This window comes from Bacillus sp. FSL R5-0585 (assembly GCF_038004545.1).
Taxonomy (GTDB): Bacteria; Bacillota; Bacilli; order Bacillales; family Bacillaceae_G; genus Bacillus_A; species Bacillus_A cereus.
Window position 1 is genome coordinate 3028772 of the sequence record NZ_JBBORJ010000001.1, and the last position, 24042, is coordinate 3052813.

The following is a 24042-nucleotide window of genomic DNA, read 5'->3' on the forward strand; positions in this document are numbered from 1 at the left end:
TATATTTGTTAACTTCCTAAACGGAAAGTATAACCAAACGAACTAGACGGATTGTTCTACTTTTTTATCTTTCTTTTCTCCGTCAATGCTACGAATAGCACCAAAAATAGAAATAGCGGAATAACCAAGCAAAAAGACTCCTGGAATAATAAGAAGCAATGCTGCTCCCGCTTTTGAATTCGCATAATTCAGTAAATAACCAACATACGGAACTGTAATATCTGCATACTTTCCAACTACATTTTCTGCAAGTACTGGCTCTAAATCTGGTCCGTTGTTGTTATCCCCTTTTGTTTCATACATTACTTTTCCATTTGTATCTTTCACACCGATAATACGGTGAGTGATAATTTTTTGATCTTTCTCTTTAAAGGTAATAACATCACCTTTTTGATATTTAGAACCATCTTTGTTTGGTTCTATTGCAATGATTGATCCTGTTAAAAACGTCGGCTCCATTGATCCTGAAAGAACGCTCTTAAATTGATATCCCATCACTGTCGGATCACCACCGCTTGCTTTTGAAGAAATAACTACAAAAGCTAAAAAAACCATCAATGCAAATAAAACAAATGAGATCGCGTTGCTAATTATCTTCCATATTAATTTCATCGTCTCTCTCCCTCTCCGTTGTTTTATATTATTTGAAGTATGCAATATCCACTTTGTTCTTTAACAAGAACACAAGTAAATGATATAACGAACTTTAAGTTATTGCAATAAGAAAATTTACAATTATTAGTTATTTAAAATATAGAAAAAAGACTGTGCCAAAATTTTACACAGTCTTTTTATTAGTAATTTATTTACCTTCTGATTTCATTCCTTTTGTATTTCGGCGCAACACTACATATAAAATTGCTCCAAATAATATAATCGCACCTATCCCAACACTTATTACTTTCACATTTGAGTCTTTTACTTCAGGCATAGTTGTATCTTTTTTAGGCATCGTAAAAGTGACATCTTCTGTTGAAAGAACATTTACCGTCGCAATTGTTTGATTATTTTTCGTAATATCAACTGCACCAACTACCTCACCACGATGTATTCCTTTATGATATAAAGATTCTTTATCTAATGAAGCCGCCCGGAAAATAGTTTTCACATTTTTCCCTTCATCTTTCTTAAGCATAAGCTCCGCACTTTGTTCCAACTCAGAATTAACATCTTTATTTAAATATGTTGTTTTTTGATGCCAATTATGTTTATCAAGCACCATTTGCTTCGTAAATTGACCGAAAGAATATTCCGCCATCTGCTTCAAATCTTCATAAATTTCAGGTCTTTGAGAAGCCATTACTACGCTTATAATACGATTTCCATCTTTCTCATTTAATAAAACAAGTGTATTACGTGCTTCATTCGTAAACCCTGTCTTACCGCCAATGCTATATGGATTTTCAAAAAAATTAGATTTATTAAAAATAGACACCGTCTGCCTAGACGTCGTAACTGTCGTTCTTTTCGTATTCATCGCTTGTAAAATTTCAGGATACTTTTGCACACCCTTCGTAATCATAGCCATATCATACGGCGTCGTATAATGGTTCGGATCATGCAATCCATTCGGTGTTACAAAATGGCTATCTTTCGCTCCTAATTGCTTCGCTTTCTCATTCATCATATTAGCGAAATTCTCAACACTCCCGCCAATCCGCTCCGCAATCGCATACGACACATCATTCGCACTCAGCACCATTAAAATCATAAGCGCAGTATTTCTATTAATTGTCTCTCCAGGTTGAAACTCAATTTGATAATTACTCTTCTCTTGATCTAATGCTAATTGTGAAAATGTAAATTGATCCTCTGGCTTTGTATGCTCCATGAGTAAAATCGCTGTTAACACCTTCGTCGTACTAGCAGGATATGCTCGGTGATATGCGTTTTTATCATACAAAACATCTCCTGTTTTCGCATCAATTGTCGTTGCAAACTGACTAAAAACATTCGGTCCTTCCGCAGGTGGTGGTGCAACTTGTTCTGGATTTACTCCAATATTCGTCTCAGCACGCAATGTTATGGGCGTCAAAAAAAACGAACAAATAACTGTAATAAAAACCAAAATTTTCTTAAAATTTACCATATGACTCTCCCTTTTCCATTTACTCCTTAACAAAATAATAAATCTACCAATTATATGTAATTTGTATTATATTGGAAGAAATTTCACTATTTTTTACTATATCATACTTTTACGATAAAGAACATAAATATACAATAAAAATAAGAAGGAATTACTCTTTCTTATCCTTCTCATCAATCAACGAATCTATTAACTTTTGACTAGCTTCCTCGGGCGTAATCTCATCTGTTATTCCCATAAACGACCAACCTTTAGAATCAACCCACTCAACAAACTCTTGTAAAAATTCATCATGTGTAACATCCACATCAAGAATCGATCCATTAATCGAAATCGTTCTATTTTTAGACACGCGCATCTTGAACGTTTTTCTTACCATTACAACTTTTCTCCCTCTACTTCTGAATATTTATAAAGTGAAACTTTCATCAACCCTCACGAATCGGACTTTTACGGGCATTCCGACCCGAACCTAACTTCTTTACTTTTGCTGAATTTCGAGGTAAGGGATCTTACTGCCCACAAATAGCGAGATAAAATAATCATGTATCTCTGTTATACATGATTTTCAGTAAATTGTAAAAAGGATATATTGGCCAATTTAAATAGCAAAAATAAAAATCTCTTACCTACGTAAACGTAATACGACATACAATCGCTCATAAATTATTAAATAAATCCATAAAAATATACACTTTAAAACATAATTGAGTAAGCCATTCTAGTCTTTTGGAAGATATTATCTAAAATAGTATACTAAACGGATAAAGGATATTTGAATAAAGAAACTGAGGCCCTCTATTTAGCTGGATTCTTAAGTTGTAGACTTAAAGACTGATGCCTGAATTCATATTTAATTTCTATTTCTGTACATCATATCGTAAGAAAGAAGGTAGTACTGTGAAAACAACAGAAAATTTTACTGACAGGGCCGATATATATGCAAAATATCGCCCTAGTTATCCTAATGAATATATTGATTACTTGCTTTCAGCTAACCAACTGAAAGGGAATCGGATTGTGGCTGATATTGGTTCAGGTACGGGGATATTTAGCCACCAGCTGCTTGAAAGTGGTTTACATGTTATTGGAGTTGAACCAAATGATGATATGAGGAAGATCGCTGAGCAATCGTTAAAACTATATTCTCGTTTTCAATCCATAAAAGCAAATGTTGCACTTGTTTGGAATAGTAGAGATTTAACTAGTCCACTTATTAAAGAGAATGCAGAAATTTGCCAGAAAACCTGTCCAAACTTTAAAGGCTTTAGCGGTGGAATAGATGAAACTCCAGAAGTATTTAACAACTTTTTTAAAGATGGAAAGTATGATTTTAAAGAATATCAAAATGATTTACTTTTTGATTATGAAGGGTTTTTGGGAAGGAATTTATCAGCATCTTATGCTCCGAAAGAAAATGACGAACAGTATAAAAACTTTATTTTTCTCCTATCAGAGCTATTCGAAAAATACAGTAAAGATGGAAAAATTATTCTCCCGAATTTAACACGAAGCTATCTAGGCAATGTATAAACAGCCTGATACAAAGAGACTTTGAACGGAATTAAAACAAGCTTAACCCCTCCCTGAATGTAGAACGAGGTTAGGCTTGTTTTGCATTTTACCACATCAAATTCAAATGACTTTCGTACAATAAAGTAGAATATATTAGAAAACACCTTAAACTGAGGAGGAACTCAATGGCGCGTTGTACGTATTGTAAAACGAAGTGGAAAGTAAAAGATGTATGGTCAATACTCGTGACATTTGAAAAAGATTGTCCGTATTGTTTTGGGAGGCAATATCTATCAAAGAAAACAGTGAACGCTATGCCAGAACTTATAAGCTTACCTTTACACTTCTTGTTCCCTTTTCTTGTTGATTTGAGTGATGAAGGTCCTTTGGATTGGTATCGGAAATAATATAACCTCTACATCCAAAGACTACTTTCTACTAAATTCGCTTCTCATCATTATCCCTTCATACATTACTCTCATAATCGCTTATACTTTCCCTTTTAAAGATCCCATAGCTCAACAGGAAGAGCGTCCCCTGAACAAATTTTATCAATTATGACTAAAAAAACAGTGATATATGTATACTGTTAAACATAAAAAATTAGCATTAGGTTCCAATTAAATATTAATTGAAACCCAACACTACTTGTATTCTGTAATTCAGAATACAAGTAGTGTTTTTTATTATGCATTTTTGCATACAGTATTGTTTTCTCTTGTAAATAGATAATAATGGTATATAATAAAACCAACGTTTTACCAATAAAAGGTAATAAAGAGTAGTGGGATAAGCAAATAACCAAAACGTATTAACAGATTTGTTCTATGTAAATCATGATACATATATGAAATCAAAACTATGAAATTTTATGTAGAGGTTAGATTACTACAAGATGAAAGATTCATAGCGAATACACTCGAGGAAAAAAGTGTTCGATTAGATTAATCTTATAAAACTATTTAATGTGACGCCTATCGAACGAATTGAGAATATACTTAGGGGGAATTTCAAGTGAAGGCATTTAGTAAAGTATTATTAACTGGCACATTAGCTTTAGGCGGTTTAACGGTTATGAACATTGAAACACCAAAAGCACATGCTGACGCAGCAAGCGAGTTCTGTCGTTATATTTGTGGTCCTAGCGAAACGTTGAACGGTGTTACAGTTCAAGTACACGCTACAGAGTACAGCTACGGCCAAAATATGATTGCAAAAATCACAAATGATAGAGCTGAAGATGTGCGCTATCGTGTAACTATTGAAAAGAAATGGGCAAGTGGCTGGGGTTACTATGAAACTGACTTCAATTTCGGCTCCGAATTACCAGCTGGAACAAACGAAGAATTTTACAATACAACTGGTTGGGGTGGACAACTTTCAGAAAACGGGGAATATCGTTACAAAGTTGAAATTAAAAATGTTGACGGTTCTGTAGATACAATTTATACAGCTTCAATGACACTTACAGGAAGATAATTCATGAACAAGCTCCATTATTTATACTTGTATTTTTGATGATATCATTGATAATTGCGGTGATATTATTATTATTATTATTGAAATAAGCTCTTCGGGGCTTATTTTTTATATATACAAATTAGAATGATAATATTCAGAAAATTAAATCTTTACACTATTAAGGTTTGTTGCTATTATAGAAATACATCAAATGTTACAATATTCAATAAATTATAAAAATCCTCCGATTACACGAATGAAATGAAAACACATTGCTGATGGTAACATTTATAGTTGGGATCCCGTAGCTCAGCAGGGAGAGCGCCACCTTGACAGGGTGGCGGTCGTGAGTTCGAGCCTCTCCGGGGTCATATCCTTTAAAAAGGCCATAGCTCTACAAAAGTTTGTAAGTGTTAAGGCGTTATCCTTTGCACACCCAAAATCACCCTAGTGCTGCGTTCACTTATTTTGTAGGGTGCAGGTCATTCGTGTCTTCTTATACGGTAAACCAAATTACCGATATAACGAGGCGTTTTATTTTGTCCAGAACAGATAAAAGAGGTACAGTACAGCAAAGTTAAGTCGTACAAGTATTGAGGTTACACAGATTGAAACTTACACGTTCCAAGAGTTATTTAACATTTATATATTTGCAAAAAAAAAAGCAGAAGGCCTCACAAGAAGAGCCCTTGAAAATAAGAAGGAATAGTTCTTAGTATTTCACCGATATTTAGAAGAATATCATGAAGATATAACACCTAATACACTTCATACAAATATTAAATGAACAAATAAGAAGATAATATCTTTACTGAGATATTATCTTCTTATTTGTTCAAATGTTAATTTTCTTATAGTTAATAAGCGTATCTATCTTTAGTAAAAATTCTTCTTCCCAACAAGCAACGAATAATCTATATATAAGACCACTCTTAGTATCTAATTCCTTTTTATATATATGTGTTACATCTTTAACGTATCCTTTCCCTTTACCATATCTGCTAATAACAGAACTCCAAAATGGACTACTATTAACCTTTGGACTTAAAATATGTTGTCCTAAATAATTCTTAGTCTTTTCACCAAGACTATCCTTAAACTCATTATACAATTTAATGATATTTTCTTCCCATAGGCTTAGCAAAGTGCGACAAGAACGACTAATGTTATATTGTTTCTGCGATGATATTAGGTGGACCACTTTTAATATTTCCTTCTCAAATATTGAATCAACAAATTGACCCATCACTGTATATCCAGATTGATAAACATTGCCATTGTACCATTCACCAAAAAGTTTATTTGTGGCATTAATAGTACTTGGATGCCAAGAAGCTATGCATTGTGTTAATAGTTCATTAAATTCTTCAACTTTTATAAAATTGTTATTTAGCTTTAATGACTCAACATTCCTTTTTATGACTTCTATATACTGCATATCACTCTTGGTTATGCGTCCATTTGTTAGCCTGCGGAAGTCTGCATTCACCTTATAGATATATTTAATCAAACCTTCTTCCCTTTTCCTTATAACACTAAAAATTGTATCAATGAAAGGGATCTTTTCCTGATTATAAACTTCTACACTGGAATTAGAAATCACTTTCCCCTTTACGAAACAACCAAACGGATTATAAAATAATATATTTTCTTTATCAAAATCTAAGTCATGCAATTCTCTCCAAATAGCATTTCTTTTATGATTTATCCCTTCTTCCTCATCCTCAACTACTCCGTTATCTCCAATGGTATTCTCTGGCTGTCCTTCTTCCCAATTTACAAGCAATACTAAATTGGATTTATTGCTATGAGGTGGATTAACAATAACATTATCAATTAAACCTTTTGTATTATAAGTAATAGGATTATTAAACCCTCCAACAAAAACACAAATTGTATTTTTCTGTTTATTAAGGTAGTTATGTAAATCTTCTCTAGCTTCCCATCCTTTTGAATCAAGTCCTCTTGTATCAATAATGCTCTCTACTTTCAAAATAGCCTTATCATTAAGGACTGCACTATTTACATGTACGTTGATAACCTCGGGGATACTCATATCTTCACGTGCAACTCGATTTATTAATCCAAACTCCCTTCTAAGCCAATCTTTCTGTCCCTCCAAAGTTCCTTCACCACAATATACAATTTTTTCGGTCGTACGATGATTAAGATTAGCTCGAGTTACAATTTCCTCAATAAAATCACCAACAGTTTTACAATCTGAAGCTAGTTTTATAATTTCATCTTCTGTTAATCTAATAAGGTTTCTCAGTCCTCTATTGTACTCTTCAGGTAAAGTAGAACTATTACCCTTATCCTCCTTTACTTCACTCCAATACGAATGACAAAGTATTTCTAATAAGCTGATTACCTTACTATTTTCCATTTTCTTAATTTCAATAAATGTTTCAGAATCTGGTACAATAACAACCTCACTCATTGTTGTACCACCAGACCCTGTCGTGAGTAATTCATTCACTTTCTTAACCTCATCCCCTAATAACTTTCTCTCTTTGGAACTTGGTTTACTGTAAGAAATCAAATCAAAGAGGTGAGATGCAAGGGTAGTTTTTCCATTTCCTTTCTCCCCAATGAAAACTATTTTATACTTTTCAACTTCCAATTGGCTTTTTGCTTCAGTAAGCGTCTCCACCATGTTATTTAATTCATTAATAATATAAGATTCTTCTTCTACCTTTACTTGTTCCAAGACCTCTAATTGGAATTGTTCTATACTTTTTATCAACTCATTTTTATCCTTCAAATCAAACACCTCCACTTCTAATTTATCTACGGTTAGCTGACTAATTCACTTAAAATAATATGCGTGCTCAATAAATTTATGACCCTAAAGTATGATATGCAGCTTATACACTTGTGCTTAAATGTACTATATATCACAAAACAAATCGTAATATGTTCTGTCTAACACATGTGAAAATAATGTCTGTTAATATCACTTTTTTCATTTTATACGGTGATAATTTCAATTCTGATTGCAGGAGTGTTAGTTTTACTCCCCCCTTTCCAATAGATATAATGTTATAGTTCGTCGAGAGTACCCCTTATATAAAAAAGGAGACACCCATCTCTTTTGATGGAAATTGTGATGTTAAGGATTTTTTAGGTAGAGCACAACCACCACGGATACGAAATTAATGTCTACAAAAGAATCTCCTTTTCATCACAATACCTGCTTCGACATCGGCCTCACTACCCTATATTCATCACTATAAGCTTCCTTTATGATTAAAGGCGGATATTCACTTTTTTCTTCCTCAATCATTGTGAATACTTCTGTTTTCTCTTGTAATGTATTAGATTCTCTATTTTTAGTAGGTTTTTTACTTGTTTTAATTTCCCTTGTTACTTCGCCAAGTTTTCGCCCAACTTCTTCTACTTTGGCAGGTTCATTCGTAACATAATATTCTTGTTCGTCCCATACTAATATAGGTGGCACTTGTTCTCTTTTGTTACATATTATATAAGTAGTACTAGCTACAAGTAGTAGACAAGTTAATAAATAGAAGATAGTTTTTTTATTCATATACTACACTCCTTATCTATCATTTCATTGGATTATATAATATAAGTTATTTATAGTAAATGGATTTAATGGTATTTTTTAGGTTGAATAATATAAAAAAACCTTACCGAAGTAAGGTTCCGTTTTTACATTCTATAGTGACTGACTTATTAAAACAATCATTACAATAATCGCTATAAGCATAACAACTAAACAGGCGATTAATTTATAAAATCCTCGTTTCGTTAACGTCCCGCCTTGAACGTCTTTACGAATAAATAAGAATACGGCTAAAAATAATACAAGCCCAATGCCAAAAGCATACATCATTTGCATATGTTAATCTTCCTTTCTCTCTTCCATCTTAATATCTTTTTGATAAAACAACAAATGAGATAAAAACTGTACTCATTGTAAGTGCCATAAGTATATTTAATAATTCAGTAGCAGATAGTGTAAGTATTTTTAAGTTTAAGCCGATAGAGAAAAGAAGATAATATGCCGTTAACGCAAAAAAGGTTACAAACATTCCTTTATAACGAATAAGTTTCATTCGCTCATCTTTTTCTTTAAATTGCGGGTGCAAGTAGCTTAGACAGAAACTCATAATCATCATCCCAAGCAATGGATACGTTATGGCTGGCGGTGAAGAATGCGTCATTATACCTGTTAATATCATAAATCCACTCATAAATAGAAAAATAATCCCCATAATTACAAAGTACTTTTGTGAATAATTCATCCCTATTCCCCCTCTTCTTTTCCTTTATAAATAAATACATGTTCTATTGTTGTCTGAAATGTTTTCGCTATTTCAAATGCTAGCGGAAGTGATGGATCGTATTTCCCTTTTTCAATTGAGATAATGGTTTGTCTGGAAACTCCAAGTTTCTCAGCCAACTTTTCTTGAGATAGTCCAAATTTTTTTCGGTATTCGACCATTTTATTTTCCAAGGAAATTTCTCCCTCCTTCCATATACCGAGTATATATGTAAAGGAAACTTTACGTCAAGTTCCCTTTACATATATTTTGATTATTATTCACGCTATTTATATAGAAGAAACTTTTTTTCAATTTCAGCACGTCTATTTTGAAGCGAAACACGGAACACTGTAAATAACTGTTACTATATCTCCTCACTTCTTTTTTTAAAATTTAATATCTCCATATTTGTTTTATCCTTTTAAAACATTTCATTTATTTCTTTATTTCACGAAATACGTTATTTGTTTTACGGTGTTTTTCGTCATATTTATAGAAACTAACTGTTTATGGAGCATTTTTTATGTTTAGCAACTTTTTTTGTAGAAATCCTTCACTTTCCTTTCAATATTTAACACTATCTAAATAAAGTTTACGATAAATTCATAATTTTTTATTTTTTATACTATATTCCGTTATATTGTTGTATAATATCTATGAAAGCGCTTATTATTTCAATATACATAATTCAAACTAATTTTATCGAAACATTCTAACTATTATACCTATATTTAAATGCAACAATTATAGCTATTAGTATAGGCATACCAAATATATCCACCCCATTTTTCTGTAAAATTACTTTATAACATGAAAGATTAACTTGGGTGATAAGTTATTGTGAATGTTTTTTTACAAAACAGATAAGTAATAGTGTTTGGTATTATGTAAATTATTGTAATAACATAAGAGTAAAGAAAACATTTACATTGATTATTGATTTATTACTTATTGAAAAAGAGCAAAATGCACCTTTGTATGGAAAAGGATTATATGCATTGGGAGGTTTAAACAAATGACGAGGAAGAATACAACGACAAACCCTTGGGCCAAGTTCCACGGTCCGAACCTTGGTTATGTTATTGAGCAGTATGATCTTTACGTAACTGGAGCAGGTTCTGTTGATCCGGAATTACAAGAGCTTTTTGAAATTTTTGGAGCTCCTTCGTTTCAAGATGATGTCGTAACAGGGGACAACACAGCAACACATTTTTCTCCTCAAAACACAGGTAACATTGAAAAAATTCTTAAAGTCGTTCAACTTGTTGAGCAGATTCGTTCTTTCGGGCACACGTTGGCTCACATCAACCCGATGGAAGATGCTGCAAATGGACAATCTCTTCTTGAGAAAGCATTGAACGAACTGAGCGATGCTGACTTGAAAGCGATTCCAGCGAAAACAGTATGGCCAGATGCACCAGAAGGTATTCACACTGCACTTGATGTAATTCATAGATTAAAAGACGTTTATACAAAATCTTTAGCTTATGAATTTTCTCATATACAAGATAGTGAAGAACGCGCGTGGTTGCATCAAATGGTGGAATCAAATTCATTGCGTCAACCACTATCAAATAAAAAACGAACTGCTCTTTTAAAACGTTTAACAGCTGTTGAAGGTTTCGAGCAATTCTTGCATAAAACATTCGTTGGGCAAAAACGTTTCTCTATCGAGGGCGTTGATATGCTTGTACCTGTTTTAGATGAAATTGTTCTAGAAGGTGCTAAAAACGGCGTTGAGGATGTCATGATTGGTATGGCTCACCGCGGTCGCCTAAGCGTACTTGCTCACGTATTAGAAAAACCATATAGCCACATGTTTGCTGAGTTCAAACATGCAAAAATAGAAGGCGCAGTGGCTAATTCTGGCTGGACTGGCGATGTGAAATACCACCTAGGTAGAGAACAAGTCGTTAGTAACGAAGAAGTTAGCACTCGCGTGACATTAGCAAATAACCCGAGTCATCTTGAGTTCGTGAATCCTGTAGTAGAAGGTTTCGCACGTGCTGCTCAAGAGAATCGTAAAAAATCTGGTCTTCCAGATCAAGATACTTCAAAATCATTCGTAATTTTAGTTCATGGTGATGCTGCATTCCCTGGTCAAGGTATTGTATCTGAGACACTCAACTTAAGCAGATTGAACGCGTATCAAACAGGCGGAACGATTCATGTTATCGCAAACAATGCAGTTGGTTTTACGACTGATAGCTATGATTCTCGTTCTACGAAATATTCTAGTGACCTTGCAAAAGGTTTCGATATTCCGATTGTTCACGTGAACGCTGATGATCCGGAAGCTTGTCTTGCAGCTGCTAACCTTGCGATTCAATATCGCATGTTGTTCAAAAAAGATTTCTTAATCGATTTAATTGGTTACCGCCGCTACGGTCATAACGAAATGGATGATCCAGCAGTTACGCAACCACAAGTATACAAAAAAATTAAAAACCATCCAACTGTAAGGGCAATTTATGCAGATCAACTACAAGCTGCTGGTGTTCTAAATGCAGATGAGGTTGAAACAATTACACAGTTTACACAAGAGCAATTAAAATCCGATTATGCACAAGTACCACCAGCTGATACGAGCGACGCAACAATTCACGTTAAAGTACCAGATGTTGTTGCAAAAGGTATTCAACCAATTGATACTGGTGTTGAGATTGACTCACTTCGTGCAATTAATGAAGGTCTACTATCTTGGCCAGAAGGATTTAACGTATATCCGAAAGTGAAGAAAATTCTTGAGCGCCGTAAAGATGCTCTTGAAGAGAACGGTAAAATTGAATGGGCACTTGCTGAATCGTTAGCATTCGCTTCTATTTTACAAGAAGGTACGCCAATTCGTTTAACTGGTCAAGATTCACAGCGTGGTACATTCGCACACCGTCATATCGTATTACACGATACTGATACAAATGAAACATATTCACCGTTACATCGCTTACCAAACATTAATGCATCGTTCTCTGTTCATAACAGTCCGTTATCAGAGGCTGCTGTTGTTGGTTACGAATATGGTTATAACGTATTCGCTCCAGAAACTCTTGTTATGTGGGAAGCGCAATACGGTGACTTCTCAAATACTGCGCAAGCATTATTTGATCAATATGTGTCAGCTGGAAGAGCAAAATGGGGTCAAAAATCTGGCTTAGTTCTTCTATTACCACACGGTTATGAAGGTCAAGGGCCAGAACACTCTAGTGCACGTCCAGAGCGTTTCTTACAGTTAGCTGCTGAGAATAACTGGACAGTTGCAAACTTAACGAGCGCGGCTCAATACTTCCATATCCTGCGTCGTCAAGCATCTATCTTAGGAACAGAAGCTGTTCGACCATTAGTACTGATGACGCCGAAGAGTTTATTACGTCACCCACTTACGCTTTCAACTGCTAGTCAGTTAAGCGAAGGACGTTTCCAACCTGCTTTAGAACAAGAAAACCTTGGCATGAAACCAAATAAAGTCAAACGTCTTGTTTTAAGCACAGGTAAAATGGCGATTGACTTAGCAGCAGAAATCGAGTCTGGTAAACATGAGTACAACTTAGACGAAGTTCATGTCGTTCGTATTGAGCAATTGTACCCATTCCCTGCTGAGAAAGTTCAATCTATTATTAAACGCTTTAAAAACTTAGAAGAAATCATTTGGGTTCAAGAAGAACCTCGTAATATGGGCGCATGGCATTACATGGCTCCAATTCTGTTCGAACTTGCTGGAGATAAAGTGAAAACAGGCTACATTGGACGTCCTGATCGCTCTAGTCCATCTGGCGGCGATCCATTCGCTCACAAAGCTGAGCAAGAGCTAATTGTTGCACATGCTTTAGATGTGAAGTATAACTTCCGTCAAGATAAACAAGAAATTGAAGTTTACAGCAACTAAAAAGTAACAATGAAGGTTTCTAGCTTGTTCCTTGGGCAGAATATCTGCCCAAGGCCAGGCTAACAAATGGAGATTACCGAAGACAAAAGAAGAAAAAACACACCGTTAGGCAAATAAGGGGAGGACATTTAAAATGATCGAAATTAAAGTACCTGAGCTTGCAGAATCTATTACTGAAGGAACTATTTCACAATGGCTTATCAACGTAGGCGACAAAGTTGAGAAAGGTGGCAGCGTTGTTGAGCTTGAAACTGATAAAGTCAATGTAGAAATCATTGCAGAAGATTCAGGTATTGTATCGAAGTTACTAGGCGAACCTGGGGATACAGTTGAAGTTGGCGCAACTATCGCAATTTTAGATGCTAATGGAGCACCAGTTGCAGTAAGTACACCTGCACCGGCTGCTGAGCAACCAAAACAAGAAACAGCTGAAGCACCGAAAGCTGCGGCACCAAGTGCTGAGCAAACTGCAACACTACAAGGGTTACCAAATACAAACCGTCCTATCGCATCACCAGCTGCTAGAAAGATGGCTCGTGAATTAGGAATCGACTTAAACGACGTACGTAGTACAGATCCACTTGGACGCGTGAGACCACATGATGTACAAGCTCATGCTGCAGCACCAAAAGAAGCACCAGCTGCTCCAAAGAGTCCAGCTCCTGCTCCAGTTGCAAAAACGGAATTCGAAAAACCAGTTGAGCGCGTGAAAATGTCCCGCCGCCGTCAAACAATTGCAAAACGTCTTGTAGAAGTTCAACAAACATCTGCAATGTTAACAACATTTAACGAAGTTGATATGAGTGCGATCATGGAATTACGTAAAGAACGCAAAGATGCTTTCGAGAAAAAACATGATGTACGTCTTGGCTTCATGTCATTCTTCACAAAAGCAGTTGTTGCAGCATTAAAACAATTCCCATTATTAAATGCTGAAATTCAAGGTGACGAGCTTATCATTAAAAAATTCTATGATATCGGTATTGCAGTAGCAGCTCCAGATGGATTAGTTGTTCCAGTTGTACGCGATGCTAACCAATTAAACTTCGCTGAAATCGAAAGCGAAATTCGTGAATTAGGTAAAAAAGCACGCGATAACAAACTTTCATTAAAAGAACTACAAGGTGGTACATTTACAATTACAAACGGTGGTGTATTCGGTTCTCTAATGTCAACACCGATCCTAAATAGCCCTCAAGTTGGTATTTTAGGAATGCATAAAATCCAAGTGCGCCCAGTTGCAATTGATAACGAGCGTATGGAAAACCGCCCAATGATGTACATTGCTTTATCTTACGATCACCGTATTGTTGATGGTAAAGAAGCAGTTAGCTTCCTTGTTGCTGTTAAAGATATGCTTGAAGATCCAAAGTCATTATTATTAGAAGGTTGATAGATTAAAAATCTATTAAAGGCTGTAGAATGAATCATTCTACAGCCTTTTTTTATTGTGTTCATACGGGACAAATTTCATGACATAAAGTAATAATGTATGCCTAAACGTAAGGAGGATTAAAATGAATAACCTTCCAATTCATGCAAAACTTAAAGTAAATAAGGATACTTTCTTCCTTCCCGATTCAAACGGGGGTGTCTATTTTCGAAATAACGCCAGTTCATTTCGCATGGACGGTGATGGAATTTATGACTGGATTGAAAAATTAATGCCAATGTTTAACGGAAATTATTCTTTAGCAGAAATAACTGATGGACTCCCTCTCCCCTATCAAAATCGTGTATTTGAAATTGGAGAGATTTTATATGAAAATGGTTTCGTTCGCGATGCAAATCAAGATGCACCTCATGAATTAAACAGTACATTACTCGACAGATATGCTTCGCAAATTGAATTTTTAGAAGCCGATTCTCATTCAGGTGCTTTAAAATTCGAAACGTACCGCGGAGCAAATGTCCTTGTACTTGGTTCTGGGGATATGCTCACTTCCTTAGTTTCTTCTTTATTAGAATCTGGTTTACCTACATTTCATTACCTCGTTACAGATCGAGATGAAACAAACTATGACAGAATACATGAGCTAATAGAACGTGCATATGAAGTTGATAACAGTGTACTCCTTCAAGAAATCGATACTACAATTGACCGTCCCTTACATGAAGTATTCGAACCTTTTGATTGGATTTTATATGTTTCTCAAAATGGAGACATTGACGGTTTAAAAACAGTTCACACTATTTGTAGAGAAACGAAAAAGAATTTTATACCAGCTATTTGTTTATCAACACTCGGTATAGCTGGACCTGTCGTAATGGAAAACCGTGATGAATGCTGGGAATCCGCATGGCATCGGCTACATGAAACGACTTTGCAAAATGAAAATTCATCGGATTCCTTCTCACAAATTACATCTGCCATGTTAGCAAATGTAATCGTTTTTGAATTGTTTAAACATGTCGCGGATGATTCTTATCGTGAAAAAGAATCACAATTCTTTTTATTAAACTATGAAACACTTGAAGGAACGTGGCATCCTTTTATAAAACACCCTCTTGCAACTGATGAAAGTTTTACAATTGATACGATAGAAAATCTTTCTGAAAAACTTGAGCATCGGTATGGCCAACATACTTCAACTGATATATTCCGCTTTTTCGACTCATTAACTTCTAAAGAAGCCGGTATATTCCATGTATGGGATGAACAAGATTCATATCAATTACCGTTATCACAGTGCTATATTCAAGTAGCCACTCCACTATCAGATGGCCCAGCTCCCCTTCTGCCTCTTATGACTTGCAGTGGATTGACTCATAATGAAGCACGCCGAGAAGCCGGTTTAACAGGAATTGAAACATATGTAGCAGAAATCATTCACCGCCTTATTCCTGAACATAACGATATCGGTATCGGTGCTGGAGAAACGATGACAGAAGGATTTTACCGGGCACTACAACAACATTTAAACAATAAACTGTATGAGCGGCAGTCACATATGCTAGAAGAACTTACAACGATTGATTTAACTGATATTCACGATAAACATTGTAGATTTTATTACGATGCTCTTGCTACAATTCATGAAACACCTAAAATTGCAATGAGTGAAGAGATTCTCAGTTTTCCAGTCATTTGGGTTGGTATAAATGATAGATGGTACGGTGCATCTAATATTAATATGACGTTAGCCTTACGGAACGCACTACAACTATCACTGCTCCACATTCAAAGTGAAGAGACTCCTTACAGAGCTAATATCTTGCCTGAATCATCTATTATTTTATATGACACGGATTCTTTTAGAGTGGAAATACAAGCGGAAGAAGAAATTCCAAGCGCACAATCTTTACAGCTTGCCTTACAGCATTTAGAAGAACATAATTTTTATCCCTTCGTGTTTGATTTAGCAATCGAACCATTTTTGAAAGAAAACTTAGACGGTGTGTATGGGGTATTAATTGCAAAGGAGGACGGTCTATGACTCAAAATATATTGCTTATAGGAGATGGCCTTCTTGCAGACTATGTACATGATCAATTATGCAAACAATATTCCATCATTCGTCAGCATACCCTTCCAGAAGTACTTCCTGAAAATATTCATCTCGCTCTCGTATTACATGACGGATCTCCTTCTACTATTCATCATGACGCTGAGCTAATTTTTCGGTCAAATCATATTCCATGGCTACGTGGTTTTACTTCATTTGGCGAAGGTATTATCGGTCCTTACATTCATCCTCTTACGCCCGGATGTTCCCATTGTTCTGATGGACGCCGTTTTATCGCTGGCTTTGACCAAAAAGAAATGTGGGAACTACAGCGGAAATATGCCTTTAAAGCAGATGATGTAACGAGGCGTGATGTACGTGCCACCCAAAATGGAATGTTACAAATGTGCCATCTTATTTGCGCAGAAACAGAAAAAATATTAACTCATAACCATTCTTCTTTAGAAAATGAACTTATTTTACTAAACTTACAAACATTACAATGTACGCGGCATTCTTTTCTTCCAGATCCTCTCTGTCCTGTATGTAGTAATTTACCTAATGATACTGCGGATGCAGCGGAAATTTCTTTACAACCGAGTTTAAAAGTAAGCACCGAAACGTATCGCTGCCGTTCTATTCATGAATTAAACACATTTTTAACGAGAGACTATTTAGATTATCGGGTCGGTATGTTGAACGGCAAAATGCAGCATTCATTATTACCATTCGCTGACGTCATTATAAACATGCCATTAATGTTCGGAAATGAAGGTGTTGCAGGCCGAACTCATTCATTTGCAGTGAGTGAAGCAACTGCTATTTTAGAAGGTTTAGAACGATATTGCGGTATGTCGCCTCGCGGGAAAAAGACAAATGTGCATGGTAGTTTTCATGATTTAGAGGAACATGCACTAAATCCCCTCACACTCGGTGTACATACAAATGAACATTACAATCGTGATAATTTTCCATTTAAGCCGTTTGATCCTGATTATGAGCAAAACTGGGTATGGGGATATTCTTTATCACAAAACAGACCGCTTTTAGTTCCTGAATCAATTGCTTATTATAGCCTCGGTCATCGAGATGCTTTCGTGTATGAAACATCAAATGGATGTGCAATTGGCGGTAGTTTAGAAGAAGCGATTTTTCACGGCATTTTAGAAATTGTAGAGCGTGATGCCTTCTTACTCACTTGGTATGCCGAATTACCTCTTCCCCGCCTTGATCTTAATTCAGCAAATGATACGGAATTACAATTAATGATCCAGCGGTTACGTACGATTACCGGATATGAATTACACGCTTTTAACGCGACGATGGAACACGGCATCCCGAGCTTATGGGTAATTGCAAAAAATACGCGTGAAAATGGAATGAACGTTGTTTGTGCGGGAGGCGCTCATTTAGATCCTATTCGAGCCTTAAAAAGCGCCATTCAAGAAATAGCAGGCATGTTACTTATAACGGACGATGAGCTCGAGCACAAAAGAGAATACTACGAAAAATGCTTACAAGATCCTTATTTCGTTAATAAAATGGAAGACCATAGTATGCTGTACGGATTGAAAGAAACGGAAGAACGTCTTTACTTCCTTTTACGAGAAGATGCACCGGTGCAAACGTTCCAAGAAATGAATGTATCACAGTCATTTGATATGGATTTAACATCCGATCTCCACCAACTTTTAAATCGTTTGCATCAATCTAATCTTGAAATAATCGTTGTAGATCAAACTGTTCCCCTTATAGAAAAGAACGGATTGCATTGTGTAAAAGTTATTATTCCAGGCATGCTACCGATGACGTTCGGACACCACCTTACTCGGGTTACAGGACTGGACCGTGTATATACCGTACCGATGACACTTGGATATACAGATGAACCTTTAACGAATGAAAGATTAAATCCACATCCACATCCGTTTCCATAGTAAAGGAGGGATTTCATGCAGCTAGATACTTTTTTACATCATCTCCATTTCTCTATTGACGAAATTATGCCGAATCATGAGGTGGACTGGAAAGACGCACCGCTTCCTTATAAATTATATCGAAATGTACCTACCATCCCGCTCTCCTTAGAAATCCCGTTATCTTTATCGAACTCTTCTACTACACCTACTCTAAATGAGATTGGTCACTACCTTTGGTATTCATTTGGTGTAACACAATTATGTCAGCTAAATAGCGAGAGAAATGTATTACGTAGATCCATTCCTTCAGGCGGTGCCTTATACCCGAATGAATTGTATATCTATTTAAAGATTGACGATTATCCAAACGGCATTTACCATTATGACACCGCGCATCACCGACTTATTTTACTTCGCGAAGGAAATTTCGATTCTTATTTAGCAGACGCACTCGGTAATCGCTGTAATATACATGATTGTTTCGGTGCTGCATTTGTATCCACTATGTTTTGGAAAAACTTCTTTAAATACAATAACTTTTCATATCGACTTCAAGGATTAGATAGCGGGGTTCTCATTGGACAATTACTAGAATGTGCAAAACAGTTCGGTTATACGAACGGCGTATACTTTCAATTTCTAGACCGTGCACTGAATCATTTACTCGGATTGTCAGAAGGTGAAGAAAGTGTGTATGCCGTTATTCCTTTAAGTACAGAGCCAGAAACTAATTGGTTTCACAATGATTACCGTGAAAATAAAACAGTTACTTCTCATGAGTTGTTGCAACAAATTCCGCCGCTCGCACATGAACATTTCGTTCGCTCAAAGCATGTAAATGAGTATCCGATGATAACAAAAATAAATGAGGCTTCTATGATCGAATCGACAGCACAGTTCCAAACACTAGCTCATGAAGAGCACTATCAACATCATGCGCACGCTGTACAACTGCCGAAAGTAGAGCGTTTATCTTATGATTTCTTACAACTTTGCAGAAAACGGTATTCCCCTGATGCTGACTTTATTTTAACGAAATGGGGTGCAGCTGAGCTCGCTACTTTACTACAAGAAGCGAGTCTCTCCTTCCCCTATTACAACGATCTTGACGGTAAGTATACAAATGAAAATACACGCGTCTCCTTATATGGATGTTTTTATAACGTGAAAAATATTAAAAACGGGGCTTACGCTTATAACAGTAAAACACATTCCATACAACCAATTCGATATGGAGACCTTCGCTACCCACTTCAGTCTAGTATGACGATGGATAACGTGAACCTTTTTCAAGTACCACTTTGCTTACATGTAGTCGGAAAGAAAGATTACTATACAAATGCATTAGGCTATAGAGGATACCGCATTCACCAAATGGAAGCTGGTATACTCGTTCATAAACTCGTTTTTGCTGCAACTGCTATGGGGATGGGCGGGCATCCGTTACTAAGTTTTGATACAAATTCATGTGATCAATTGTACGGTATTGATGCTGGGAATGAAACATCTCTTATTCAAGTTCCAGTTGGGGCATATCGGGCGCGGAATTGGTTAAAAGGGGCTTTGCATAGTTAAAAGCACGCCGATGGACGGCGTGCTTTTTTACTAGATTAACTTAAAAATACTCTTAATTTGTCTAGCAAATAACCAATTTTTCGTACCGTAGTTATCATTTAAACTATCTAAATTAATAGATTGTCCGTTAGCAAACTTTAATTCTAACGTTGTATTTTTGTCATTTGTTTTTAAGTTACTATTTGTAATGGCATCATACTTTAATTTTTCAATCTCAACATATTCGTCTTTTTCTTGTCCAATCACGACATGGTCTTGGAAGAAGAAAAATACTTCTACTTTTTTACCGAAACAAAATACATTTTTCGTATAAATTAATGTCGCGTTATCAAGTCCGACACATACTTCTTTCATTTCTTCCACAACGTGTCCAAAATCTTCTTCATGTCTTGCATTTGATTCAGCAATCCATTCTTCGATTGTTTTCATGTTAATTGCCATACTGCGCCCCCTGGTTCGTTCATTGCTTCGTTTAAAAAATAAATACTATATGAAAATATAAGCGATACGTACGATGTTTTCAAGGGGGCACGGTATATTCAAAATAAAGTGAAACTTTATTTACTCCCTCATTGTAAAAAAAATAGCACTTTAAAAAGTGCTATTCCGCTCTCCTTGCCGCTTGCTGAATTGGGTCCCACACGCTGTTATATGGTGGTGCATAACTTAAGTCGACATCTTCTAAATCGTGAATGCTCATTTTATTGAAGAGTGCCATTGCGATTACATCAATCCGTTTATCTACACCTTCTTCTCCGATTACTTGTCCACCTAATAATTGTTTCGTGTCAGAACGGTATAGTAATTTTAAGTAAAGTGGTTTCGCATTTGGATAATAGCCCGCCATATTTGTGGAATCTACTTTGACTGTTTTATACGGGATATGTAGTCCTTTTGCTTCTTTTTCATTTAAGCCTGTTCTTGCAAGCGTCAAATTCATAAATTTAATAATGCCTGTACCTAACGTTCCTTTAAAAGCTCTTCGTTTATCCAGCATATTCAGTCCGGCAAGTCGCCCTTGTTTATTTGCAGTTGTTCCAATTGGAATATGGTCATGAATTTCTTTTATCACGTGATAATGTGTCGCACAATCACCAGCTGCATATACGTCTTGCACATTCGTCTGCATATATGCATTTACCTCGATTGCCCCTTTATGATTTGTATGTATATTCGTTCCTTCAAGAAAATCAGTATTCGGCTTCACTCCGACAGATACTAAAACAAGATCCGCTTTATACGTACCTTTATCCGTTTCAACTGCTTCTACTCGTTCATTCCCTTTGAACGCTTTTACATTTTCATTCGTTAAAATTTCAATATGATGTTTATCTGCTTCTTTATGTATATACTCCGCCATATCTGCATCATAAATCGTACCGATATGATCATTTCGCTCAATCATTCTTACTTTCTTACCAAGTTCGACGAATGTTTCTGCCATCTCCAGTCCGATTGCACCACCGCCAATAATCGTTACATCTTCAACTTTATTCGTTTCTAGCGTTTTTAATATGCGCTCAGCATCAGGAATTGTTTTTAAAAGATGAACGCCTTGTAATTCCCGTCCTTCCCATTCTGGCATAACAGGACGCACTCCAGTCGCAATTAATAATCGATCATATGGAAATTCAAAGACATCCTTCGTCTTCGTATGCTCTGCGTACACCATTTTCTTTTCCGTATCTACTTTCGTTACTTCATGACGCACTTTCGCATCAATTCCATATTTCTCACGAAACGTCTTCACGTTGCGCGCGATTAACTTTTCAGTTGAAGCGATAGCACCACTAATGACATACGGTAATCCACACTGAGCGTATGAATAAATTTCACCTTTTTCTAAAGTTACAACATTTGCATTTTCATCGTTTCTAACAATTTGCATCGCTGCACTCATACCAGCTGCATCTCCGCCAATAATGACATAGTTCACTTTACCACTCCTTCTTTTTTACATACTCTTTACGTTTTCCATATTTTATAGAAATAACACCTACCTCCATTGTAAAGAAAGAGAATTTTATCTTCAAATTTGTTGCACAAACTTATACGTGAATAGGTAACTGTCGTGCCTTATAAACAACATGTTTAATATGCTATAACAGTTACTATTGAAAGTAGGTGAAATATATGTGCGCCGGCCTTCTCGCCCAGCTTCCAGATGAACCGCAAGAACCAAAAGAACCGAAACCCGCCGTCTCACTTGACCAAGAATTTTCCATTAATGCAACAATATATAGCGCTCGTGCTTGGTTATCTAACGATGATACGTTTGCGCAAGATATTTGGAAAGCTACCCAATTCGCATCAGCATCACATGCTGGCAAGTCCATCTTTCCAGTCGGTTCTGTTAAAATTATAAACTTCTCTGATGATACAATTACTGTTACTGCTTCACCAGAATCAGATCATGCGCTCAAAATAGTCGTACCACCCCATTCCGAGGCTGCTCTAACGTCTGGTCCTTTATCACATATACAAGCTAGTACATCAGGAGGATCAAGTAAAGTCACATTTCTCTTTCATATCTTTTTCTCAAGGGATCCTGGTTCAGATAAAAAACCATAAAAAAGGTACAGTTATGCACTGTACCTTTTTTCATGTGTTCTATTCTCTTGATTTGATTAGTTCAATATTATAAGTTTCGATATCTGTTAACGTTCCTGTAAAGTAAGGATTTTCTCTATACCAAGACTGTTTTGCAAAATATGCTTGCATATCTTTCGTTTGAAAAATATGTCCATGCCTTGCATATATTTCATTTCTAGCAATTTTCAACTGCTCTTTCGATAAATATGTTAAATCTGCGCTCGTTAATTTTCGAATATCACTATCAGGAAAGATAAAACCATTATATACATACTCAGTCGCGGGCGTTGGAGTAACATTATAAACAACTGTTTTTTCTGTACTTTTCTTTTGGAATGGAAGATTATAAGACGAAAGTGCCGTTACCGTCTCTACTTGTGTCGTTTCTCGTCCGCTTTCTCCATTTCGTTCTAAATAAATCGTCGCACTTCCATCAGTCGCTACTGGCCCCCATGTAATTTCTTCTCCTGCCAGCGCTGTAACCGGTTTTTGATTTACGTACAATGTTGCACCAGGCGCGTTCGTTTGAACTGTAATATATTGGCCTTGCAACGTTAAATCTATCGTTACGTTATTTTGGCTTTGTTTCATAAGTACAACCTTTTCCTCACGCGATAGTTTTACGTAGTCATTTTTATATTCTGATTGAAATACTTGATTACCTGGAAGAAATGGTCCATATTGCTTCTCAAACTTTTTGTTATCTGTCTTATCAATTTCTTTTCCGTTCATTTTTAACGATACGTCTTTTTCATTTGTAAGCAAAGTTGTATAGTACGTCTTCGCTTTCAATTTATATCGATCAAATATAAAGAAATACTTTCCGTCTTTCGTTAATGAAAAATCAGCTCTTTCTATTCCGTCCCGTTGTTTTTCACCTTGTCTCAAAAATTCTTTTAATTCATTCACGTAAGATGGATTTTCTTTTATATATGAAAATAGAGGCGTTACACTCTCTCTCGTTATCATAACCGATGGATTATCTGCCGTAACGATCTCAGCTAATTTCTCTCCGTCCCGCTCTTGTAAAATCGTAATCATCCGGTCTACTTGTGCCACCTGCGTATAATACGATGATCCGTACAAATATAATCCAATAATCGCTATAACAAATAGTGCTAACAGTGTAATGCCAACTTTTGTACCACTGCTCATGTTCTTCTTTACTACAGGACTTCCCCTCTTCATCCCGCAGTTTTGACAAAATTGCACACCATCTTCAAACTGAACTCCGCACTTTGTACATACATTCATTCAGTCAACCACCTTTTCA

20 protein-coding genes and 1 tRNA gene are annotated in these 24042 nt (G+C 35.9%); 10 read left to right on the forward strand and 11 right to left on the reverse strand.

The window, feature by feature from the left end:
* Positions 1 to 42: 42 nt before the first annotated feature.
* The 3 genes from sipW to MKY38_RS15580 form a co-directional block, all read right to left on the reverse strand.
* Complete coding sequence (gene sipW, locus MKY38_RS15570; RefSeq protein WP_000767792.1) at positions 43 to 612, reverse strand: signal peptidase I SipW; 570 nt, start codon at positions 610 to 612, stop codon at positions 43 to 45.
* A 190-nt stretch (positions 613 to 802) separates the two neighbouring features.
* On the reverse strand, positions 803 to 2089 hold the full coding sequence (locus tag MKY38_RS15575) for a D-alanyl-D-alanine carboxypeptidase family protein (RefSeq protein WP_000247031.1): 1287 nt from the start codon (positions 2087 to 2089) through the stop codon (positions 803 to 805).
* Between the two features lie 151 nt (positions 2090 to 2240).
* Entirely contained in the window at positions 2241 to 2468 is a 228-nt protein-coding gene (locus MKY38_RS15580; RefSeq protein WP_000251856.1) for a hypothetical protein, read from the reverse strand.
* A gap of 521 nt (positions 2469 to 2989) precedes the next feature.
* Here MKY38_RS15580 and MKY38_RS15585 point away from each other — a divergent pair.
* From MKY38_RS15585 to MKY38_RS15600, 4 genes are all read left to right on the forward strand, one after another.
* A complete protein-coding gene (locus MKY38_RS15585; RefSeq protein WP_341049145.1) occupies positions 2990 to 3622 on the forward strand; it encodes a class I SAM-dependent methyltransferase in 633 nt (210 codons plus the stop codon).
* Between the two features lie 167 nt (positions 3623 to 3789).
* A complete protein-coding gene (locus tag MKY38_RS15590) occupies positions 3790 to 4011 on the forward strand; it encodes a hypothetical protein (protein WP_000090221.1) in 222 nt (73 codons plus the stop codon).
* Positions 4012 to 4618: 607 nt separating this feature from the next.
* Positions 4619 to 5083: a hypothetical protein gene (locus MKY38_RS15595; RefSeq protein WP_065223896.1), complete on the forward strand. Its 465-nt coding sequence runs from the start codon at positions 4619 to 4621 to the stop codon at positions 5081 to 5083.
* Between the two features lie 280 nt (positions 5084 to 5363).
* A tRNA-Val gene (locus MKY38_RS15600) sits at positions 5364 to 5436 on the forward strand.
* Between the two features lie 464 nt (positions 5437 to 5900).
* On the opposite strand, the gene MKY38_RS15605 is transcribed toward MKY38_RS15600, so the two are convergent.
* From MKY38_RS15605 to MKY38_RS15625, 5 genes are all read right to left on the reverse strand, one after another.
* Entirely contained in the window at positions 5901 to 7829 is a 1929-nt protein-coding gene (locus MKY38_RS15605; protein ID WP_341049146.1) for a hypothetical protein, read from the reverse strand.
* Positions 7830 to 8249: 420 nt separating this feature from the next.
* Positions 8250 to 8612 carry a hypothetical protein gene (locus MKY38_RS15610; protein WP_001036583.1) on the reverse strand — a complete coding sequence of 121 codons (363 nt, stop codon included), beginning with the start codon at positions 8610 to 8612 and terminating at the stop codon, positions 8250 to 8252.
* A gap of 132 nt (positions 8613 to 8744) precedes the next feature.
* Positions 8745 to 8927 carry a DUF3976 domain-containing protein gene (locus MKY38_RS15615; protein ID WP_001178291.1) on the reverse strand — a complete coding sequence of 61 codons (183 nt, stop codon included), beginning with the start codon at positions 8925 to 8927 and terminating at the stop codon, positions 8745 to 8747.
* A gap of 28 nt (positions 8928 to 8955) precedes the next feature.
* A complete protein-coding gene (locus MKY38_RS15620) occupies positions 8956 to 9333 on the reverse strand; it encodes a permease (RefSeq protein ID WP_341049147.1) in 378 nt (125 codons plus the stop codon).
* 2 nt (positions 9334 to 9335) lie between these two features.
* Entirely contained in the window at positions 9336 to 9545 is a 210-nt protein-coding gene (locus MKY38_RS15625) for a helix-turn-helix transcriptional regulator (RefSeq protein ID WP_000428513.1), read from the reverse strand.
* An 824-nt stretch (positions 9546 to 10369) separates the two neighbouring features.
* Here MKY38_RS15625 and odhA point away from each other — a divergent pair.
* From odhA to MKY38_RS15650, 5 genes are all read left to right on the forward strand, one after another.
* Positions 10370 to 13237, forward strand: a complete 2868-nt coding sequence (odhA, locus tag MKY38_RS15630) for a 2-oxoglutarate dehydrogenase E1 component (RefSeq protein ID WP_000197120.1) — start codon at positions 10370 to 10372, stop codon at positions 13235 to 13237.
* Between the two features lie 133 nt (positions 13238 to 13370).
* Positions 13371 to 14630, forward strand: a complete 1260-nt coding sequence (odhB, locus tag MKY38_RS15635) for a 2-oxoglutarate dehydrogenase complex dihydrolipoyllysine-residue succinyltransferase (RefSeq protein ID WP_000569896.1) — start codon at positions 13371 to 13373, stop codon at positions 14628 to 14630.
* Between the two features lie 124 nt (positions 14631 to 14754).
* Positions 14755 to 16674, forward strand: coding sequence for a putative thiazole-containing bacteriocin maturation protein (locus MKY38_RS15640; protein ID WP_001061555.1), 1920 nt, complete (start codon positions 14755 to 14757; stop codon positions 16672 to 16674).
* Positions 16671 to 18620, forward strand: coding sequence for a TOMM precursor leader peptide-binding protein (locus tag MKY38_RS15645; protein ID WP_078439331.1), 1950 nt, complete (start codon positions 16671 to 16673; stop codon positions 18618 to 18620). Before MKY38_RS15640 ends, MKY38_RS15645 begins: the two co-directional genes overlap by 4 nt.
* 15 nt (positions 18621 to 18635) lie before the next feature.
* Positions 18636 to 20177, forward strand: a complete 1542-nt coding sequence (locus MKY38_RS15650; RefSeq protein ID WP_341049148.1) for a SagB family peptide dehydrogenase — start codon at positions 18636 to 18638, stop codon at positions 20175 to 20177.
* Positions 20178 to 20207: 30 nt separating this feature from the next.
* On the opposite strand, the gene MKY38_RS15655 is transcribed toward MKY38_RS15650, so the two are convergent.
* Both MKY38_RS15655 and MKY38_RS15660 read right to left on the reverse strand, forming a co-directional pair.
* Complete coding sequence (locus tag MKY38_RS15655) at positions 20208 to 20618, reverse strand: DUF3908 family protein (protein WP_000996782.1); 411 nt, start codon at positions 20616 to 20618, stop codon at positions 20208 to 20210.
* 160 nt (positions 20619 to 20778) lie between these two features.
* Positions 20779 to 22113, reverse strand: a complete 1335-nt coding sequence (locus MKY38_RS15660; protein WP_088349954.1) for an FAD-dependent oxidoreductase — start codon at positions 22111 to 22113, stop codon at positions 20779 to 20781.
* Between the two features lie 197 nt (positions 22114 to 22310).
* On the opposite strand from MKY38_RS15660, the gene MKY38_RS15665 reads away from it, so the two are divergent.
* Entirely contained in the window at positions 22311 to 22748 is a 438-nt protein-coding gene (locus MKY38_RS15665) for a hypothetical protein (RefSeq protein ID WP_065223889.1), read from the forward strand.
* 39 nt (positions 22749 to 22787) lie between these two features.
* On the opposite strand, the gene MKY38_RS15670 is transcribed toward MKY38_RS15665, so the two are convergent.
* On the reverse strand, positions 22788 to 24023 hold the full coding sequence (locus MKY38_RS15670) for a TcaA 3rd/4th domain-containing protein (protein ID WP_341049149.1): 1236 nt from the start codon (positions 24021 to 24023) through the stop codon (positions 22788 to 22790).
* Between the last annotated feature and the right edge of the window lie 19 nt (positions 24024 to 24042).